Annotated in this window: 14 protein-coding genes and 2 pseudogenes; 4 read left to right on the top strand and 12 right to left on the bottom strand. The window is 68.3% G+C overall.

Annotation, left to right across the window (positions count from 1 at the left end; translation table 11 throughout):
- Window positions 1-55 precede the first annotated feature (55 nt).
- From narI to DL519_RS49495, 3 genes and pseudogenes are all read right to left on the bottom strand, one after another.
- A pseudogene (gene narI / locus DL519_RS25360) lies at window positions 56-706 on the bottom strand (respiratory nitrate reductase subunit gamma); the annotation flags it as partial.
- Window positions 707-759: 53 nt separating this feature from the next.
- Window positions 760-1,299, bottom strand: coding sequence for a nitrate reductase molybdenum cofactor assembly chaperone (gene narJ / locus DL519_RS25355; protein WP_190818477.1), 540 nt, complete (start codon window positions 1,297-1,299; stop codon window positions 760-762).
- Window positions 1,299-1,856 carry an ATP-binding protein gene (locus tag DL519_RS49495; RefSeq protein WP_317891392.1) on the bottom strand — a complete coding sequence of 186 codons (558 nt, stop codon included), beginning with the start codon at window positions 1,854-1,856 and terminating at the stop codon, window positions 1,299-1,301. The genes narJ and DL519_RS49495 overlap by 1 nt, the downstream gene beginning before the upstream one ends.
- A 184-nt stretch (window positions 1,857-2,040) precedes the next feature.
- Here DL519_RS49495 and DL519_RS25345 point away from each other — a divergent pair, with 184 nt between their 5' ends.
- Complete coding sequence (locus tag DL519_RS25345; protein ID WP_190818475.1) at window positions 2,041-2,259, top strand: hypothetical protein; 219 nt, start codon at window positions 2,041-2,043, stop codon at window positions 2,257-2,259.
- A gap of 681 nt (window positions 2,260-2,940) precedes the next feature.
- On the opposite strand, the gene DL519_RS25340 is transcribed toward DL519_RS25345, so the two are convergent.
- The 9 genes and pseudogenes from DL519_RS25340 to DL519_RS50365 form a co-directional block, all read right to left on the bottom strand.
- Window positions 2,941-4,605: an amidohydrolase gene (locus tag DL519_RS25340; RefSeq protein ID WP_190818473.1), complete on the bottom strand. Its 1,665-nt coding sequence runs from the start codon at window positions 4,603-4,605 to the stop codon at window positions 2,941-2,943.
- A 139-nt stretch (window positions 4,606-4,744) separates the two neighbouring features.
- Window positions 4,745-5,260, bottom strand: coding sequence for a nuclear transport factor 2 family protein (locus tag DL519_RS25335; protein ID WP_190818471.1), 516 nt, complete (start codon window positions 5,258-5,260; stop codon window positions 4,745-4,747).
- 31 nt (window positions 5,261-5,291) lie between these two features.
- Window positions 5,292-5,804, bottom strand: a complete 513-nt coding sequence (locus DL519_RS25330) for a nuclear transport factor 2 family protein (RefSeq protein WP_190818469.1) — start codon at window positions 5,802-5,804, stop codon at window positions 5,292-5,294.
- 46 nt (window positions 5,805-5,850) lie between these two features.
- Window positions 5,851-6,855, bottom strand: a complete 1,005-nt coding sequence (locus DL519_RS25325) for an ABC transporter permease (RefSeq protein ID WP_190818468.1) — start codon at window positions 6,853-6,855, stop codon at window positions 5,851-5,853.
- A complete protein-coding gene (locus DL519_RS25320; protein WP_190818467.1) occupies window positions 6,852-8,384 on the bottom strand; it encodes a sugar ABC transporter ATP-binding protein in 1,533 nt (510 codons plus the stop codon). Before DL519_RS25320 ends, DL519_RS25325 begins: the two co-directional genes overlap by 4 nt.
- A gap of 45 nt (window positions 8,385-8,429) precedes the next feature.
- The gene (locus tag DL519_RS25315; RefSeq protein ID WP_223840354.1) at window positions 8,430-9,425 is read right to left on the bottom strand and encodes a sugar ABC transporter substrate-binding protein; all 996 of its coding nucleotides are present in this window, start codon (window positions 9,423-9,425) and stop codon (window positions 8,430-8,432) included.
- Window positions 9,426-9,538: 113 nt separating this feature from the next.
- Window positions 9,539-10,975: an aminobutyraldehyde dehydrogenase gene (locus DL519_RS25310; RefSeq protein WP_190818465.1), complete on the bottom strand. Its 1,437-nt coding sequence runs from the start codon at window positions 10,973-10,975 to the stop codon at window positions 9,539-9,541.
- A 139-nt stretch (window positions 10,976-11,114) separates the two neighbouring features.
- Window positions 11,115-12,371: a helix-turn-helix domain-containing protein gene (locus DL519_RS25305; protein ID WP_190818464.1), complete on the bottom strand. Its 1,257-nt coding sequence runs from the start codon at window positions 12,369-12,371 to the stop codon at window positions 11,115-11,117.
- Window positions 12,337-13,146: pseudogene (locus DL519_RS50365) on the bottom strand (hypothetical protein); the annotation flags it as partial. The pseudogene DL519_RS50365 and the gene DL519_RS25305, both read right to left, overlap by 35 nt.
- A 113-nt stretch (window positions 13,147-13,259) precedes the next feature.
- Here DL519_RS50365 and DL519_RS25295 point away from each other — a divergent pair.
- From DL519_RS25295 to DL519_RS25285, 3 genes are all read left to right on the top strand, one after another.
- Window positions 13,260-14,213, top strand: a complete 954-nt coding sequence (locus DL519_RS25295; RefSeq protein WP_263399713.1) for an MFS transporter — start codon at window positions 13,260-13,262, stop codon at window positions 14,211-14,213.
- A 77-nt stretch (window positions 14,214-14,290) separates the two neighbouring features.
- On the top strand, window positions 14,291-14,812 hold the full coding sequence (locus DL519_RS25290; protein ID WP_190818463.1) for a general stress protein: 522 nt from the start codon (window positions 14,291-14,293) through the stop codon (window positions 14,810-14,812).
- Between the two features lie 158 nt (window positions 14,813-14,970).
- On the top strand, window positions 14,971-15,441 hold the full coding sequence (locus tag DL519_RS25285; protein ID WP_190818462.1) for a hypothetical protein: 471 nt from the start codon (window positions 14,971-14,973) through the stop codon (window positions 15,439-15,441).
- Window positions 15,442-15,471: the final 30 nt, after the last annotated feature.

The following is a 15,471-nucleotide window of genomic DNA, read 5'->3' as shown; positions in this document are numbered from 1 at the left end:
CGTGAATGCGAGAACGGGCCCTAGCCGGTTTTCGCACTCGCGACAGGTGAGACCGCTCCCAGCCGCGGCGGTTCCGCCCCACCGCCCGGCTGCGGTAGACGACGTAGGGCCGGAACAGGTAGCGCACCGCGGCGAAACCGCTGAAGGCGTGCACCAGCCGGGTGAACGGGAACAGCGCGAACAGCAGCATCCCCACCAGGATGTGCGCCTTGAACGACCAGGGCACGTCCACCGTCAGCGCCACATCGGGCTGCAGGACGAAGATGCTGCGGAACCACGGCGAAACGGTGGCGCGGTAGTCGTAGCCCTCGGTGATGCCGTTGGCCAGCACCGTGGTCAGCAACCCGAGCACGATCGCCCCGACCAGCACCAGGTATATCGCCTTGTCGTTGACGGTCGTCGCGGAGAACACCGGCCCGTTGCGGCGCCGCCGGTAGATCAGTAGCGCCACCCCGACCAGCGTGCAGATACCGGCCAGCGCGCCGAGCCCGACCGCCACCACGTGGTAGAGCCGCTCGGAAACACCGAGTGCGGAGGTCCACGATTCCGGGACGAGCAGCCCGACGACGTGGCCGACGATCACCACCAGCAGTCCGAAGTGGAACAGCGGGCTGGCGAACCGCAGCAGCCGCGATTCGAGCAGTTGCGAGGACCGGGTGGTCCAGCCGAACCGGTCGTACCGGAAGCGCCAGATCGAGCCGACCATCAGGATCGAGATCGTCGCGTACGGCGCGGCCCCCCACAGCAGCTCTCAGGTGCTCATCGGCGGGCTCCCGTCTGCTCGGCAGTCGTTTCCGGGCGGCCGGCCCCGCGTCGACCGCGCGCGTACACCGTGCCCTGGTCGTGCAGGGCCTTCGCGAGCAGCGCGAGCCCGGCGTGGTGGTTGACCAGCAGCGCGGTGCCCAGCGCTTCGTCGGTCGTGGCGGCGAACTCCAGCACCACCGTGAGGTGGTCCGGCAGCTCGTCCTCGGGTGGCAGCACCCCGGCGGACCGGTAGATGCGCTTGAAGTCCACGATGGCTCGCCCCCGGTTCCGGGTGTCGCCGGTGGACCAGTAGCTCAGGTACTGGCAGCAGCGCCGCCGCAGGTCGAAGGTCTCGACGTAGTGCTGCTGCGCGGCCAGCAGCGTCGTCGCGTCCAGGTGGTCCACCAGTTCGCGGAGCGGCGCGCCGTACTGCGGCGGGAGTTCCGCACCGGCCTCCCGCAGCTGCGGCAGCAGCGCGCGCAGCGGCTCGTCCGGGTAGGCCAGCAGGTATGCCGCGATGCGGTGCGTGAGAGCGCGGGAGCGGTCGAAGCCCATCAGCGGTCCTCGTCGTTGCGCGGGAACAGGCCCTCGGGCGTGCCGCGCCCGTCCCAGTTGAGCAGGTTCACGCAGCGCGAGCCGTCCGGCGCGGTGAAGTGCTCCGCGCCCTGCTGCTGCTTGAGCAGGTGGAAGTTCTCCACCGACATCGGCACCGGCTGACCGGAGGACTCCCCGAACGGCCCCGATCCGTACATGCCGATGCACAAAAGGCCGACGCGGCCGTAGCGGGCGATCGTCTTGGTGAGCATGAGGTCGTCGGCGGCCTCGACCAGTTCGTTGACCAGCTTGGTGGCCAGGGTGTATTTGACCCGGAACCCAGCCATCGCGGCCTCGGTGCCGAGTGCGATCAGCAGGTCGGACTTGCCGGTGCCGGAGTCGCCGATAAGGCAGAGCGGCAGCCCTTTCTTGACCCATTCGCAGGTGGCGAGGGTGTGGATGACCGCGGGGTCGATGTTCGGGTTCTCGTCGAAGTCGAACCCCCGCAACGACTTCTCGCGCGGGAATGCCGCGGCCTTGATGCGGCGTTCGGAGCGGCGGCGCGCGCGGTCGCGCATTCGGCCATGAGCAGTTCGGCGAGGAATCCGCGGTAGGACATCTGGTCCCGGCCGGCGGCGTCGGCGATGTCGGGGAACTGGGCGCGGATGGTCGGCAGCCGCAGCGCCCGGCAAGCCGCGGGCCGATGACTCATGGGCGGGCCGCTCCTCGGTCGGTATCGGCGAGCTGGCCGAGCGTCGCCTCGTGCTGCTCACCCCCGACTTCCGGCCACGGGCGCTGCTCGACGCCGCGATGGACGCCGCCGCGGTCGGCTATGGCGAGCACGTGGAGGTCACCGACGCGCAGGTCGCCCAGGCCATCGTTGACTGGGGCGGCCCCGGAGGCGCAAGCAGAGTGGGCCGCCCCAATCACGCGGCGATGGAGGCCCGGCGGTCGCACGCGGGTGGTCATTCGGTGGGCTGAGGGGACGCGAACCCCTGACACCCTGAACTGACTCGGTTGGTGCTCGTCGTTCGGCGGATCTCGACGCTTCTCGGCGATGTACCGTCTGACCTAGGGAGATGCTCCGAATCGGAACAGTGACGACCTCGATGCTATCCCCCGATCTCGGCCCATCTCGACCCGATTTGGGGCAGATCGTGCGTCCAAAGTGCCCAATACTTGGCGACCCCCGAGGAGCCTTTCCATTGCGCGGATGATGGCACCACTCGCTGCCCGACCGCGACGAGTCGACGAATGTGTCTCAACTTGTTTCACGGCTCAGCCAGAACACCATGGCTGAGCCCGTGGACCAATTCGACGCCGTCGACGTCGGCGTACGCCGGACACACACCGCAGTGGTCGCCATGATTGCCACCTGGGTCACCGTCGCCCTCTTGCTCGAGTTAGTGGCCGCAGGCGACAACCGTGGCTTGTTCGTCGTGCCCGATCTGGTCGTCACTGCGAGCGCCGCGATGGGCCTAGGCTTGGACACCCTCCTCGGCCACCCGCACCGCGACCACGCCGCTGACCGCCGTCGGCGGCGGCCGCCGTGGTCTCGTGCGCCGTCGTCGCCGGTCAGCCACCGCTCACCGCGCCAGCGCCCATGGAAGCCACCGGCCGACGCGGTGCCGCGTATCGCCCGGTGGCAATACCGCTTGCTCCCTACGACGCGGACGCAATCAGGGTGTCCGCCAACGCCGCCTCAGTCGCGTCAAAGACGACCTCACCGCCGATCAGGGTGCGCGAAACGGGAATGACGCCAATCTCGCTTGTATCCACCACGGTCGGGTCGGCAGCCAGTTGAACAAGGTCGGCCAACTTGCCGACGGCGATGCTGCCCCGGCTGTCCTCGTTGAATCCGGCGTAGGCCGAGTGCACGGTGTAGCTGCGCAGCGCCTCCATCACGTCGATCTGCTCGGCACCTGGGAATCGGGCTCCGGTCTCGGTCACGCGCTCCGCCATGGCCTGGATTCCGAGGAGCGGAGCCCCTTGGACGACGGGCCGGTCGCTGCTCCCGGGGACCACGATGCCGGCCTCGCGGAAGGACCGCTGACGGTACGCCCATGCAGCCCGGTTCTCGCCCAACGCCAGCCGCATCTGGTCGCCGAACTCGCGAACGAACTGAGGCTGGGGCACAGGGATCACTCCCAGCCGCGCCATCCGGGTGAGCTGACCGGGAGAGAGCACGGCGCAGTGCTCGATGCGGTGACGGGCGTCCAGGCGCGGGTATGCCGCCTGGGCTTGTGCGAAGGCATCGAGAGTCAGGTCGATGGCCCGGTCGCCGATGGCGTGTGCGGCGACCTGCCATCCTGCGCGGTGCGCCCGGCTGATGAGTGTCCTGAGCCGGTGTTCGTCATCTTGGAGATAGCCGACGTTGGCGGTGTCGTGCTCGTACGGCGAGCACATCGCTGCGGTGTGGCCGACGAGGGAGCCGTCCATGAAGATCTTCATTGCACCGAGGGCGAGCCGGTCGTCGCCGAATCCGGTGGCGATTCCGAGATCGAGCCCGAAGTCGACGACGTCCCTGTCCGCGTGATCCAGGTCGTGGAGAACGTCGCTGGTGACCATCAGCTGCGTGCGTACGCGCAGCCGATTCTTCAACACGGCCTCGTGGTAGGCGCGGGCCTCGATCGGACTCTTCCCGATCCATCCACCGCCGACGCCGGCTTCGGTGACACTGGTCAGTCCCTCAGCGACGTAGACGTCGGAGGCGGCGCCGATCGCATGGACAAGCCGCTCGACCGGATAGGGCAGGGTGAGCGCCTGGACCAGGTTCTGCGCCTGCTCCTCCAGGAGTCCGTTCGGGCGGCCATCGACGTCGCGCCCGATGATCCCGCCGGCCGGATCGGTGGCGTCCGGGTGTGTCAGGCCCAGGCGCTCAAGGACCGGGGTGTTCACCACGCACATGTGTCCCGAGCGGTGCTTGAGCCACACCAGGCGACCGTCGGCGATCTTGTCGAGGACCGAGCGGTGAGGGTGTGACCCGAGGACGTTCTGGTCGTAGCCGGAGCCGATCACCCAGCCGTCAGCCGGCGTGTCGTGCACCACGCGTTCGATGCGACCATAGAGGTCATCGAGGCCGGCTGCGCCGCTCAGATCGACTTCATCGAGCGAGAGCCCGAACCAACCCATGTGATTGTGGGCGTCGTGGAATCCCGGAAGCAGGGTCTCTCCACGCGCGTCGATCACGTGGCCGGCCTTGGCTGATGCCGGGATGTCGGCGTCGATGGCGGCGATCCGTCCCCCGAAGATGGCGACGTCTCTTGCGCGGGGCCGGCGGTGATCCATGGTGATCACGTTCGCGTTTCGGATGATGAGGTCGAACACTCACATCTCTCCATCATTTTGGTTGCCCGACTTGATCGGGCGGTCTGCGGGCATGCCGCGTCACGTCGCACGCGAAGGTGGTGCTTCGCGTGCGACGCGCGACGCGACGCAGCGGGCGGGTTTGACAGACCGTGCAGGGCTACTCCGCGTCGCGGTCGGGTTGGGCGACCCAACCTTGGGACCAGTCCGACCACGCGGTGCTCCGCAGATGCACCGCGTCGATGCACCAGACCCCGTCGACCTTGGCGAACTCGGCCTCGTAGTCACCCAGCAGAAGGACTGCGGCGGGCTCGCCGGCGGCCATCGTGCACAGGTCCGTCAGCTTCCAGCGCCCGGTGGCGCGGACCCGGTCATCCGACAGGTCGAGGTAGTCGTTCGTCATGGCGTGGTGACGGAACGGTGAAACGGCGTAGAGGTTCTCGAAGAAGGAGCGAATCGCAGCCCGTCCCTCGTACCGACCGAAGTTGCCGGGGCCGTGGGCCTCCCATACCGCGGTCTCGGTATGCAGTTCCGAGATGGAGTCGCCGGAGTCCTCGGTGTCAGCAAGGTGTGCGTAGTGTGCCCAGAGCGTGCGGATCGCGAGGGTGTCCTCGATGCGGGCGATTCGCTCCTCGAGCGACAGGTCGTCCCGACTTCCGCGAAGGTCGACTCTCATTGGTCCTCCGATGTGTCTGTCGTGGATCTGGTCAGCTGCGGAACTGCTGGCGGACCCAGCCCTGGTCGAGGTTGGACGACTGGCCGATGTTCACCTTCACGTGCTTGAACTTCCAGACACCATCGACCTTCTCGTACTGGTCCGCATAGGTTCCGGAAAGGATCACGGCGTCACGCTCCGCGGGGTCGCTCACCCCCGTCATGGTGGCGAGCTCGAGGATGTACCACTTGCCGCTCGCCGTGGTCTCGTCGTGGACCGTGATCACGGGGCCGATCATGTAGTGGAGGGCCCAGAGGATCTCCTGGCCGACGTTCTCCATGAACTTCCGGATCTCGGCGTGGCCACGGTGGACGCCCCAGCTGTTCGTGAACTCCCAGACGGCGTCCTCGGTGAAGAGGGCTGCCATCGCGTCGGGGTCGTAACCCAGGTCGCACGCCTCGGCATAGGCGCCCTTGAGCGCGCGGATCGCCTCGATGTCTTCGACGATCCGGGCCTGCTCCTCCAACCGGAGGATGCGCTTCTCGAGGTCGGCGAGTTCAGTCATGGTGTCGCCTTTCTTGTGGTGATGGATGAAGAGCGCAACGGTCGGGTCAGAGCTTCTGCTTGATCCAGTACCGGACGGTCTCGAGACCGGCAGCCGCTACCAGGACGGCGCCGGTGAAGATGCCGGCGGTGTCGGGGCCGTAGTTGAGCAGTGTGAGGCCGTTGCGCAGGATCGCGATGATGACGACGCCGAGGAGGACGCGCAGCACGCTGCCGGGGCCACCGGTGAACGGCACGCCGCCGACGAGGATCGCCGTCAGCACCGTCACCTCGAATCCGACGCCGAGGGTTCCGGACGGCACGCTGTCGAGTCGGGCGCCCTGCAGAATGCCGGAGAGACCGACGAGCAGCCCGAGGACGACGTACAGGCCGATGACGATGGGCTTGACGCGGATGCCGACCAGATAGGCCGCGCGCGGGTTGACGCCGATCGCGACGATACGGCGGCCCAGCGGCAGCCAGTTGAGGACGACCAGAGCGCACACCGCGACGACGATGGCGGTCCACCCCAGGTAGGAGACCCCGAGGAAGGATCCTGATCCGAACTCGGAGACCTGCGGCGGGAAGCCGTAGAGGGAGTCAGGTGCGAGGAATTGAGCCACGCCTCGCGCCGCGGCGAGCATGCCCAGCGTGACGACGATCGGCGACAGCCCCATCCAGCCGATCAGGACGCCGTTGGCCAGCCCGCAGAGAAGCCCCACCAGCAGCCCGACGACGATCCCGGGCACGAACCCTGCGCCATTGAAGGTCAGGCCCGCGGCCACGGCTGAGACCGCCATGACGGACCCGACCGAGAGGTCGACGTAGCCGGCCATGAGCAGAAGGGCAGCCACGACGGCGACGATGAACGTCGTCGCGTTCTGGGTCAGCATCGCCGTAAAGTTGGCCGTGGTCAGGAACGACTGGGTCGCGACGCCGAAGTACACGATCAGCGCCACGGCGGCGATGGGCATGAACAGATCGATCAGCTTCAGCCATCGGCCGGAGATGCCCGGCCGGGTGGTGTCGCCCGTTCGGGTCTGAGGTGCTGACGTCTCGGTGATGGTGCTCATTTCGCACTTCCTTCGTTCTGAAAGTCGACGCTCTGCGCGAGCGCGATGATCGCCTCCTCGCCGTCCTCCGGCCTGAGGACGCCGGCGACGGAACCGTCGGCGAGGACCACGACCCGATCGGCGAGTGCGACCACTTCCTCCGGATCGCCGCTCGCGACGAGCACGGCGTGTCCCTGCCGCGCGGCGAAGGCGCGGATGAGTTCGTACAGCTCGTGGCGTGCGCCGATGTCCACGCCCTGCGTCGGCTCATCGAGCAGCAGCACTCGGGTGCTGCTGAGATCGTCGACCCACCGAGCGACGGCGAGCTTCTGCGCGTTGCCGCCCGAGAAGCTGGTGACGTCGAGCCGCGGGTTGTTCGGGTGGAGCTGGACGTCGGCGGCGGTGCCGTCGAACGCCTCGGACTCGGCGCGCCGACGTCGAAGACCTCGTGCCAGTCGGTTGAAATGCGGCATCAGGACGTTCTCGAGGGCGGACATGCCTGGGAACAGCGACTGCGCCTTCCGGTCGGAGGCGACCAGCGAGATGCCGACGGCCTGGGCGGCCGATGGAGAACGAGGGCTGACGGGGCGGCCGTCGAGCGTCACCTCACCTGCGAGGTGGGGGCTGGCGCCGACGAGCGTTTCGAGCAGGTTGGTGCGCCCCGAGCCGAGCAGTCCGAAGAGCCCGACGATCTCGCCCGCGTGAACGGTCAGCGTGATCGGCCCCGTGTAGGCGCACTGGTAGTCCTCAAGCCGCAGCATCGGCCGGTCGAGCGTCTTCGCCGCGCGGTTCTGGGTGGCGGTCGTCCGGTCCGGGGAGATGGCGTCGACGAGGTCGTCGATCGACAACTCAGGGGCCGGCCGGGTGAAGAACACTGCACCGTCGCGCAGCACGGACACGGTGTCTGCGATCTGCACGATCTCGCGCAGCAGGTGCGTCACGTAGACGATCGCCATGTTCCGTTCGCGGGCGAGCCGGCGGACGAGGTCGAGCAACACCTCGACCTCGTGCTTTCCGAGGGCGGCGGTGGGCTCGTCGAGGATCAGGACGTTCGGATTGCGGCGGAGCGCACGGACGATCTCCACCACTTGTTGCTGTCCGACGCTGAGCGTCTCGACCGGCACGCGCGGGTCGATGTCGACGTCGAGCTCCTTCAGCAGCGCTCCTGCCTCCCGCACCTGGGCATCACGGTCGAGCTTCCCGCGGCGCGTGAGCTCGTTCCCCAGGAAGACGTTCTCGGCGACGCTGAGCGGTCCGACCAGCTGGAAGTGCTGGTAGATGATGGCCGTGCCCGCTTCGAACGCGGTCCGCGGGGTGAACCCGTGATAGGTGCGGTCCTCGGTCACGACGGTGCCCGAGTCGGGGTGCTCCGCGCCGCTGAGGCATGCGAGCAGCGTGGACTTGCCTGCCCCGTTGGCGCCGAGCAACGCATGCACGCGGCCGGACTCGATCTTCAGGTCCACGCCCTTGAGGACCTCGTTGGAGCCATACGACTTCCGCAGCCCGCGTAGCTCCATGCGGAGCGTGCTCGTCGCCAGAGTGGTGTTCACGGCAACCTTCCTTCCGCGGTCGGTGAACGATCGGACATTTTCAGGTCACTTGGCCGAGAAGGCGTCGAGCAGCTGGTCGACATCCGCCGGGTTCCGCGGCGTCGCCAGCACGTGGTGCAGGGTGCTGTCCGCGGAGCCCTTGCCATCGACCGCTGCGATCGACAGGTCCACGATCGCGGTGCCGAGCTCCTTGAGCGGCCAGGCAGCAGACGCCTTGTACGCGGTCCCCTTCTTGATCGCCTCGAGGGCCTCCTGTGCTCCGTCAGCACCGGCGATGTAGACGTCGTCAGGGTTCAGGCCAGCATTCTGGAACGCCTTGAGGGCACCGACTCCGGCATCGTCGTTGAGGCCGATGAAGACCCGCAGGTCCGGGTGCTCACGAAGGGCGTCCTCGGCGATCTGCAGACCGCATCCGGAGTCGGCGCAGTCCTGCTTGGACACGATGGGGATGTTGAGCTTGTTCAGGGCGTTGACTGTCTCGATCGTGCGGCCGGCGAATCCCGGCAGATTGACCAGCGTGGTGACGGCCGCCGAGACGCCCCCGTGGGGATAGTGCTTCTGGAGCCAGGCGGTCATGTCGTCGGCGATGAGCTTGCCGCCCTCGTGGGAGTCGAAGCCGACGCTGCCGTCCTGGCCCTTCATCTCGGAGGAGTAGGTGAGCCACTTCGTGCCCTGGGTTTGCGCCCTCTTCTGCAGACTGACGAGCGCGGTGGCGTCCACGGGGAGGACCACGATCGCGTCCACCTTCTGGGTGATCCAGCCCTCGATCGTGGAGCGCTGCGATTCGAGGTTTGCCGCCGTGGTGTTGTCCAGGAGCGCCTTGACGCAGCCCTGCTCTTCGGCGCGCTTCTGCACGAACTTCTTGATGGCCTTGACCGACACCGCCTCGCTGTAGGGGTTGCTGAACCCGACGGTGTAGGTCTTCTTGCAGTTACTGTTGACGGCGTTGGAGGCGTCGCCCTGCTGCGCGCATCCGGCGAGGCCGAGCACCAGCGCGGAAGCCGCGATAGCTGCGACGGACGTTGACCTGATTTTGGGCATGGAAATCACAGCAGTTCTCCTGAGGGTGAGGGTCCGGCGCTCAACCGGAAGTGAGGTGAGGTGAGGGCTGGCCGGTGATGGTCGGATCGCGCGGCGCCTTTGACGTCGGAGCGTCAGGAGGTGTGCGAGCTCATGACGTGCTTGATCCGGGTGTAGTCCTCAAGCCCGTAGATCGAGAGGTCCTTGCCGAACCCGGACCGCTTGAAGCCGCCGTGTGGGGCCTCGGCGGGCAGCACCTGGTGGCAGTTGACCCAGACGGTTCCGAAGTCGAGGTCACCGGCCAGCGCGGTCGCGCGCCCGTGATCCGAGGTCCACAGCGACGAGGCGAGCGCATAGTCGACTCCGTTGGCCAGGGCCAGCGCTTCGTCGGTGTCGGTGAAGCCCTGGACGGTCAGGATCGGTGCGAACAGCTCGGACTGGACTACCTCGTCGTCCTGGCGGACGTTCGTGAGCACGGTGGGCTCGGCGAAGTACCCCTCCGAGCTGAGCTTGCCGCCACATGCGACGGTGACGTGCTCGGGAAGGCGGTCGAGGACGCTCTGCACCCGGTCGTACTGGGCCTTGCTGTTCAGGGGGCCGAGGAAGGTGCCGGAGTCGTCGGGCATCCCGGGCCGCAGCCGTGCCGCTTGCTCGACCAGCCTGGCGGTGAGCTCCCCGCGCACGGACTCCTCGACGATGACGCGGGTGGCGGCGGTGCAGTCCTGGCCGGCGTTGAAGAATCCGGCTGAGGCGATCCCGGCGGCGGCGGCGTCCAGGTCCGCGTCGGCGAAGACGACGGCCGGCGCCTTGCCTCCCAGCTCGAGGTGCACGTTGGTTGACGTTGCGGCTGCGCTCTGCATGACCTCAGACCCCGCGCGCACGCTTCCCGTGATCGCCACCATGTCGACGGCGGGGTGCTCCGACATCGCCTTCCCGATCTCGCGGCCGCCGAGCACCACGTTGAGGACGCCGGGAGGGAAGATCGACGCGGCGAGCTCGGCCAGCATCACGGTGGTCACGGGCGTCGTCTCGGCCGGTTTGAGCACCACGGTGTTGCCTGCCGCCAGGGCCGGGGCGATCTTCCAGACCGCCATCATGAGCGGGTAGTTCCACGGGGTGATCTGCGCGATCACACCGATCGGCTCCCGGCGGATCGTCGAGCTGAAGCCCTCGACGTACTCGGCTTGCGGCGATCCGGTCATGACCCGAGCCGCTCCAGCGAAGAAGCGGAGCTGGTCGGCGACACGAAGGATCTCGAGCGTCCGGGTGACGGCGCGGGGCTTGCCCGTCTGGGCGACCTCAGCGTCGAGGAGCTCATCGGCGTGCTCTTCGATGCTGGTCGCCAGGGCGAGGAGCAGCGACTGCCGAGTTGCGGGAGTCGATCGCCGCCAGGACTTGAATGCGCGAGAGGCCGCGGCGAACGCCTCGTCGAGCTCGGTGATGGTGTTCGCGCGGTAACTGCCCAGAAGGTGGCCAGTCGTGGGGTCGACGACCGGCAGCGAGTCACCCGTCGGCGTCACCTTCTGGCCATCGATGACAGAAGAAATGGCGTCGATGTCAGCAACGGTCATGGGTATTGCATCCTTCGTGAGTCATGTCGGCGAATGCCTATTGACGTCACGCTAAACGCAGCGTTACGCCGCTCACAAGCGGCACATTGGCGCCACAGGCGGCCGCCTGTTGTGCACGTGCACAAGACGACCGGATCGGTCACACGGCGGTTACGCGACCGTGAGCAGACGCGAACATCGCGGGCTCTCGAGCCAGCGCCACGAGCGCGGTCGCTGCCTGGAGAGGAATCGCTACGTCGAGCCCTGTCAGCTCCCGGAAAGAGGCCAGCCGGTTCACGACGGTGTTCCGATGGCACTTCAGTCGTGAGGCGGTCGCCTTGACTGAGCCGGTGCGACAGAAGGTGATGACGCACTCGACGATGCGCTCACGATCGTGCTCCTTGCAGGCGCCCAGGGACGTCGAGATCTCCCCACCGAAGCCTGGTATCTCGCGTTCGAGGATCTGAGCCGCCGCTGCGATCCAGCCGTCCTTCCAGCTGATCAGCCCGTCTCCGAACGAGCGGGAGAAGCCGGCCAGTCGAGCCGCGCTGGACGCGGCTGCCGGGACAGCGGCGAGCCCACTGACACCCTTGATGATGCCTCCGGGCTGCGAGCTGATGAACTCGTCGACCGGCGTGCCGCGCTGCTCACGGAACAGCAGATAGCCGCCCTCGCGGTCGAGCGTCAACCAGGTCGGGTCGAGCGTGCCGTGCGCCAGCGCACCCTGGACTGCAAGCGCCCCTTCGCGGCCGATGTGGACGACCTCGAAGGTCGCGTCGGACGCGACCCCAAGCGCGCGGGCGATGTCGTCGACCACGTCCTTCCCGGTCTGGTCAGCCGCGAAGAGGCGGCTGACGAAGCGGTTGGTGTGCAGTCTGGAGTCCTGGCTCAGGATCGCACTCTCGGTGAGATAGGCGTCCTGAACCTCGACGACGTACTCGTCGACCACCGCCATGACGTGGCTCAGATTGCGCACCAGCGCGGCGTCCATGCTCTCGTCGGCGTACTGGGTGAGAGTGGACCAGATCACACGGAAGTCCATCCGCACCGCATCGAAGAGGTGGTCGCGGCCGACCCCCTGACGAGCGCGGCGGATACCCACGCTGCGCGCCGCCCCGATGTGCTCCTCGCGCAGCGGCCACCCACCCAGCCTGAGCGTCAACATCTCAAGGGTGGTGTGCGCCGTCCGCTCCACGTCTTCGCGGTCGACCAGACCGCCGGCGTAGTTGGCCAGCGAGCCGAGCTCGGCGAGGAAGTTGGCGACGAGTTGGTCGAGGTTGTCGTGGAGGTGCGCGACCAGCTTCTGCCAGTCGCGATCGGCCAGCAGTTCTTCGTTGCTTCGAGGCTGAACGACTGCTCTCGTCATGGTCCGCCCTTCCAAGTCACTGCCGACGTGGCGAGCGACCTCCATCGACATCGATCCCTCCCCTCAGGTCGCTCACTTGCATCGTGCGCCCTCGGGTCGCACCGACAGTTGAATACGCGACTCCGCCAGTCTCCGGCCCGCCCTCGTAGTCCAGCGAGCACCCCGGCTCGTCGAGCTGCTCCGCGAGTTCGGCGTGCGCCTGCGGGATGACGTAGCGCTCCTCGTACTTCGCCAGCGCGAGCAGGCGGTACATCCGCTGGATCTGCTCGACGTTCAGCCCGGCGGCGTCCGGGATGGCCGGGTTCGGCGGGCGGCCGAGGTTGATGTCGCGCATGTACGACCGCATCGCGCCCAGTTTGCGCAGCGACGCGGTCACCGGCTGCACGTCGCCGGCGGTGAAGAGTTCCGCCAGGTACTCGACCGGGATCCGCAGGGCGTCGATGGCGCCGAAGATGTTGCCCACGTCCTCGCCGTCGTGGCCGGTCTCCACCAGCTTGTCCACCACCGGCGACAGCGGCGGGATGTACCAGACCATCGGCATGGTGCGGAATTCCGGGTGCAGCGGCAGTGCTACCCGGAAGTCCGGAGTGCGGTCGAACGTCGGGTACGACGGCATCCAGCCCATCCGCGCCGACCGGGCGATGCAGTCGGCCATCGCCGCGCCCCACAACCGCCCCGGGCCCAGCGGGTGCATCAGCTCGTCGGCGCCCAGCGCGTCGTAGCGCCACTGGTCGGTGGCGAGGTACCAGAACGCGGTGCCGATCATCTGGCGCGGGGGCCGCGACCAGTCCAGCGCGCCGGCCAGCTCCGTGGCGCTGCCGGTGATCATCGGCTCGGTGGGCCGCATCCCGGTCGGCTCGCTCACCGACCGCTACGGCGCTCGGCCGATGTTCACCCTGATCAGCCTGCGGTCTGTTCCCCGATTCGCCGCCGGTGCTGATGATCGGTGGCGTGCTGCTCGGCCTCGGCGGCACCACCTTCGCCGTCGGCGTCCCGGCGGTCAACGCCTGGTTTCCGCCCGCGAACCGCGGGATCGCGCTCGGCGTCTTCGGCATCGGCACCGGCGGCACGGCGGTCGCCTCCGTCTCCACGCTGCCGCTGGCCAATGCGTTCGGGCCGCTCGCTCCGTTCGTCGTCGTCTCGCTGGCGCTGGTCGTGGTGGCGGTGCTGGCGTGGGCGCTGCTCGGCGACCCCGCGGATCGGGTGGTGCCGCCGGGTTCGGCGCTTCACCGCACCGTCGAAACGCTGCGGCTGGCAGCGACTTGGGAACTGTCGGTGCTGTACGCGTTGACCTTCGGCGGGTTCGTGGCGTTCAGCGTCTACCTCCCCACCTACCTCAAGTCGGCCTACGACCTCAGCGCGAGCGACGCATCGATGCGCACGGCGGGGTTCGTGGTGCTGGCCGTGGTCGCCAGGCCGGTCGGCGGCTGGCTCTGCGACCGCGTGCACCCGGCCAGCGTGCTCGGCGTCGCGTGCTCGCTCGCCATGCTGTTCGCGATCCTGGCCGCCTTCGAACTGCCGCTCGCCCCGCTCGGCACCATCGCCTTCCTGGGGTTGGCCGCCGTGCTCGGGGCCGGTGCGGGGGCGGTGTTCGCGCTGGTCGCCAAGCTGGCCCCGGCCGACGAGGTCGGCGCGGTGACCGGCCTGGTGGGCGCCGCGGGCGGGCCTGGGCGGGTTCTTCCCGCCGCTGGTGATGGGCGCGATCTACGGCTCGGCTGGCGACTACAGCTGGGGTTTCGTGCTCCTGGCGTTGGCCGCTCTGGGGTGCGCGGCGCTGACGTTCGCAGTCGTCCGCCGGGAAGCGGCCGAGTGACCTCCCGGACTTCGGATGCGCGCGATCGCGCGGACGGACATGATCTCCGGGAGAACCCACGAGGTAGCCTGATGGGGTAGGGGACAATATGCCGGAATCGGGCTCGCCCGCCTCTCCGCGGTCCCCGCCATGGCAGCAATCAACGGAGGTGTCAGCGGTGTCCAATCCGTTCACCGGCTCCGGTCGGCAGGCGCCGGGTACACCCAACCTGCCCACCCCGCCGAGCGGCTGGCCGATCGGCTCCTACGGCACCTACGAAGAGGCGCAGCGCGCGGTCGACCACCTGGCGGACAGCGACTTCCCGGTCCAGGAGGTGACCATCGTCGGCGTCGACCTGATGCTCGTCGAACGGGTGACTGGGCGGCTCACCTGGAGCAGGGTGCTCGGTGGCGGCGCGGCGTCCGGGGCCTGGTTCGGCCTGTTCGTGGGCCTGATCCTGGGGCTGTTCACTCCGCAGGGCAACTGGTTCGGCCCGGTGCTGGTGGGCCTGGGCGCGGGCATCGTGTTCGGCCTGGTCTTCGCGGCGGTCGGCTACGCCTCCACCCGCGGTCGCCGGGACTTCTCCTCGGCCAGCCAGCTGGTCGCGGGCCGCTACGACGTGCTGGCCCAACCCCGCCACGCCGAACAGGGCAGGGACCTGCTCGCCAAACTGGCCATGCGCCCGCCGCTGGCGCAGTGAGCGTGAGTGGTCTTGGCAGCGCCACTCACGACTTCCGGCGGACCCAGGACCCATGAGGGGCCTGGGTCCTGCTTTATCGGGGACTTCCCTCTCCGGGGGGAGGCGGTTCGTTCCTCGGCGGGAGGATCGGCGAGGCGCGCATCGCGAGCATTCGAGGCATGAAACGACAGACCACCGCAGCCCTGATCGCATGTGCGGGCGCTCTCGCGTACACCGCCTCGAAGGTCGTTCTCGCTATTCGCGCGGAACTCGGCATCCACGGGTTCCCGGCCCCGCCGTCGTCCTACGTCGCTTGGCAACCCGAGCAGATCGCACTCGCGCAGCTGGGCAATGCGGCCGTCGGGCTGCTCACCGCGATCTGCGCCCTGCTGCTTGCATGGCGCACTCTCGGGAGGGTCGCGGTAGTGCGTTGGATGCTCGTCGCGGTGTCGTGGCTCGGCGTCGCGGTGATGGCAGCGGGCGTGATCGGCTTCTCGCTGCGCGCCTTCGGCATCGTGCCGACCCTCGGCCCGCCCACAGCCGGTTGGTCCACGTACTCGGCGCTCGCGGTCGGAGCGGTCTGGGTAATCGCGTGGGCCATCGCGACCACCGGGTTCACCAGGGCCCGATGGCTGCCCATCGGACGTTGAGGCGGCGATGCCAGCGTTCGGCCGGACCGC

It is taken from the genome of Saccharopolyspora pogona, from assembly GCF_014697215.1.
Lineage (GTDB): Bacteria > Actinomycetota > Actinomycetes > Mycobacteriales > Pseudonocardiaceae > Saccharopolyspora > Saccharopolyspora hattusasensis.
Note: the sequence above shows the minus strand (reverse complement) of the source record. Positions and strands in the feature narration are given on the sequence as shown.

What these genes read in the sequence shown, in the direction of transcription:
- narJ (WP_190818477.1), bottom strand. Translation starts at nt 1,299, where the DNA reads ATGGGCTTCGACCGCTCCCGCGCTCTCACGCACCGCATCGCGGCATAC.
- DL519_RS49495 (WP_317891392.1), bottom strand. Translation starts at nt 1,856, where the DNA reads ATGCGCGACCGCGCGCGCCGCCGCTCCGAACGCCGCATCAAGGCCGCG.
- DL519_RS25335 (WP_190818471.1), bottom strand. Translation starts at nt 5,260, where the DNA reads ATGAGAGTCGACCTTCGCGGAAGTCGGGACGACCTGTCGCTCGAGGAG.
- DL519_RS25330 (WP_190818469.1), bottom strand. Translation starts at nt 5,804, where the DNA reads ATGACTGAACTCGCCGACCTCGAGAAGCGCATCCTCCGGTTGGAGGAG.
- DL519_RS25325 (WP_190818468.1), bottom strand. Translation starts at nt 6,855, where the DNA reads ATGAGCACCATCACCGAGACGTCAGCACCTCAGACCCGAACGGGCGAC.
- DL519_RS25315 (WP_223840354.1), bottom strand. Translation starts at nt 9,425, where the DNA reads ATGCCCAAAATCAGGTCAACGTCCGTCGCAGCTATCGCGGCTTCCGCG.
- DL519_RS25310 (WP_190818465.1), bottom strand. Translation starts at nt 10,975, where the DNA reads ATGACCGTTGCTGACATCGACGCCATTTCTTCTGTCATCGATGGCCAG.
- DL519_RS25305 (WP_190818464.1), bottom strand. Translation starts at nt 12,371, where the DNA reads ATGTCGATGGAGGTCGCTCGCCACGTCGGCAGTGACTTGGAAGGGCGG.
- DL519_RS25295 (WP_263399713.1), top strand. Translation starts at nt 13,260, where the DNA reads ATGATCGGTGGCGTGCTGCTCGGCCTCGGCGGCACCACCTTCGCCGTC.
- DL519_RS25285 (WP_190818462.1), top strand. Translation starts at nt 14,971, where the DNA reads ATGAAACGACAGACCACCGCAGCCCTGATCGCATGTGCGGGCGCTCTC.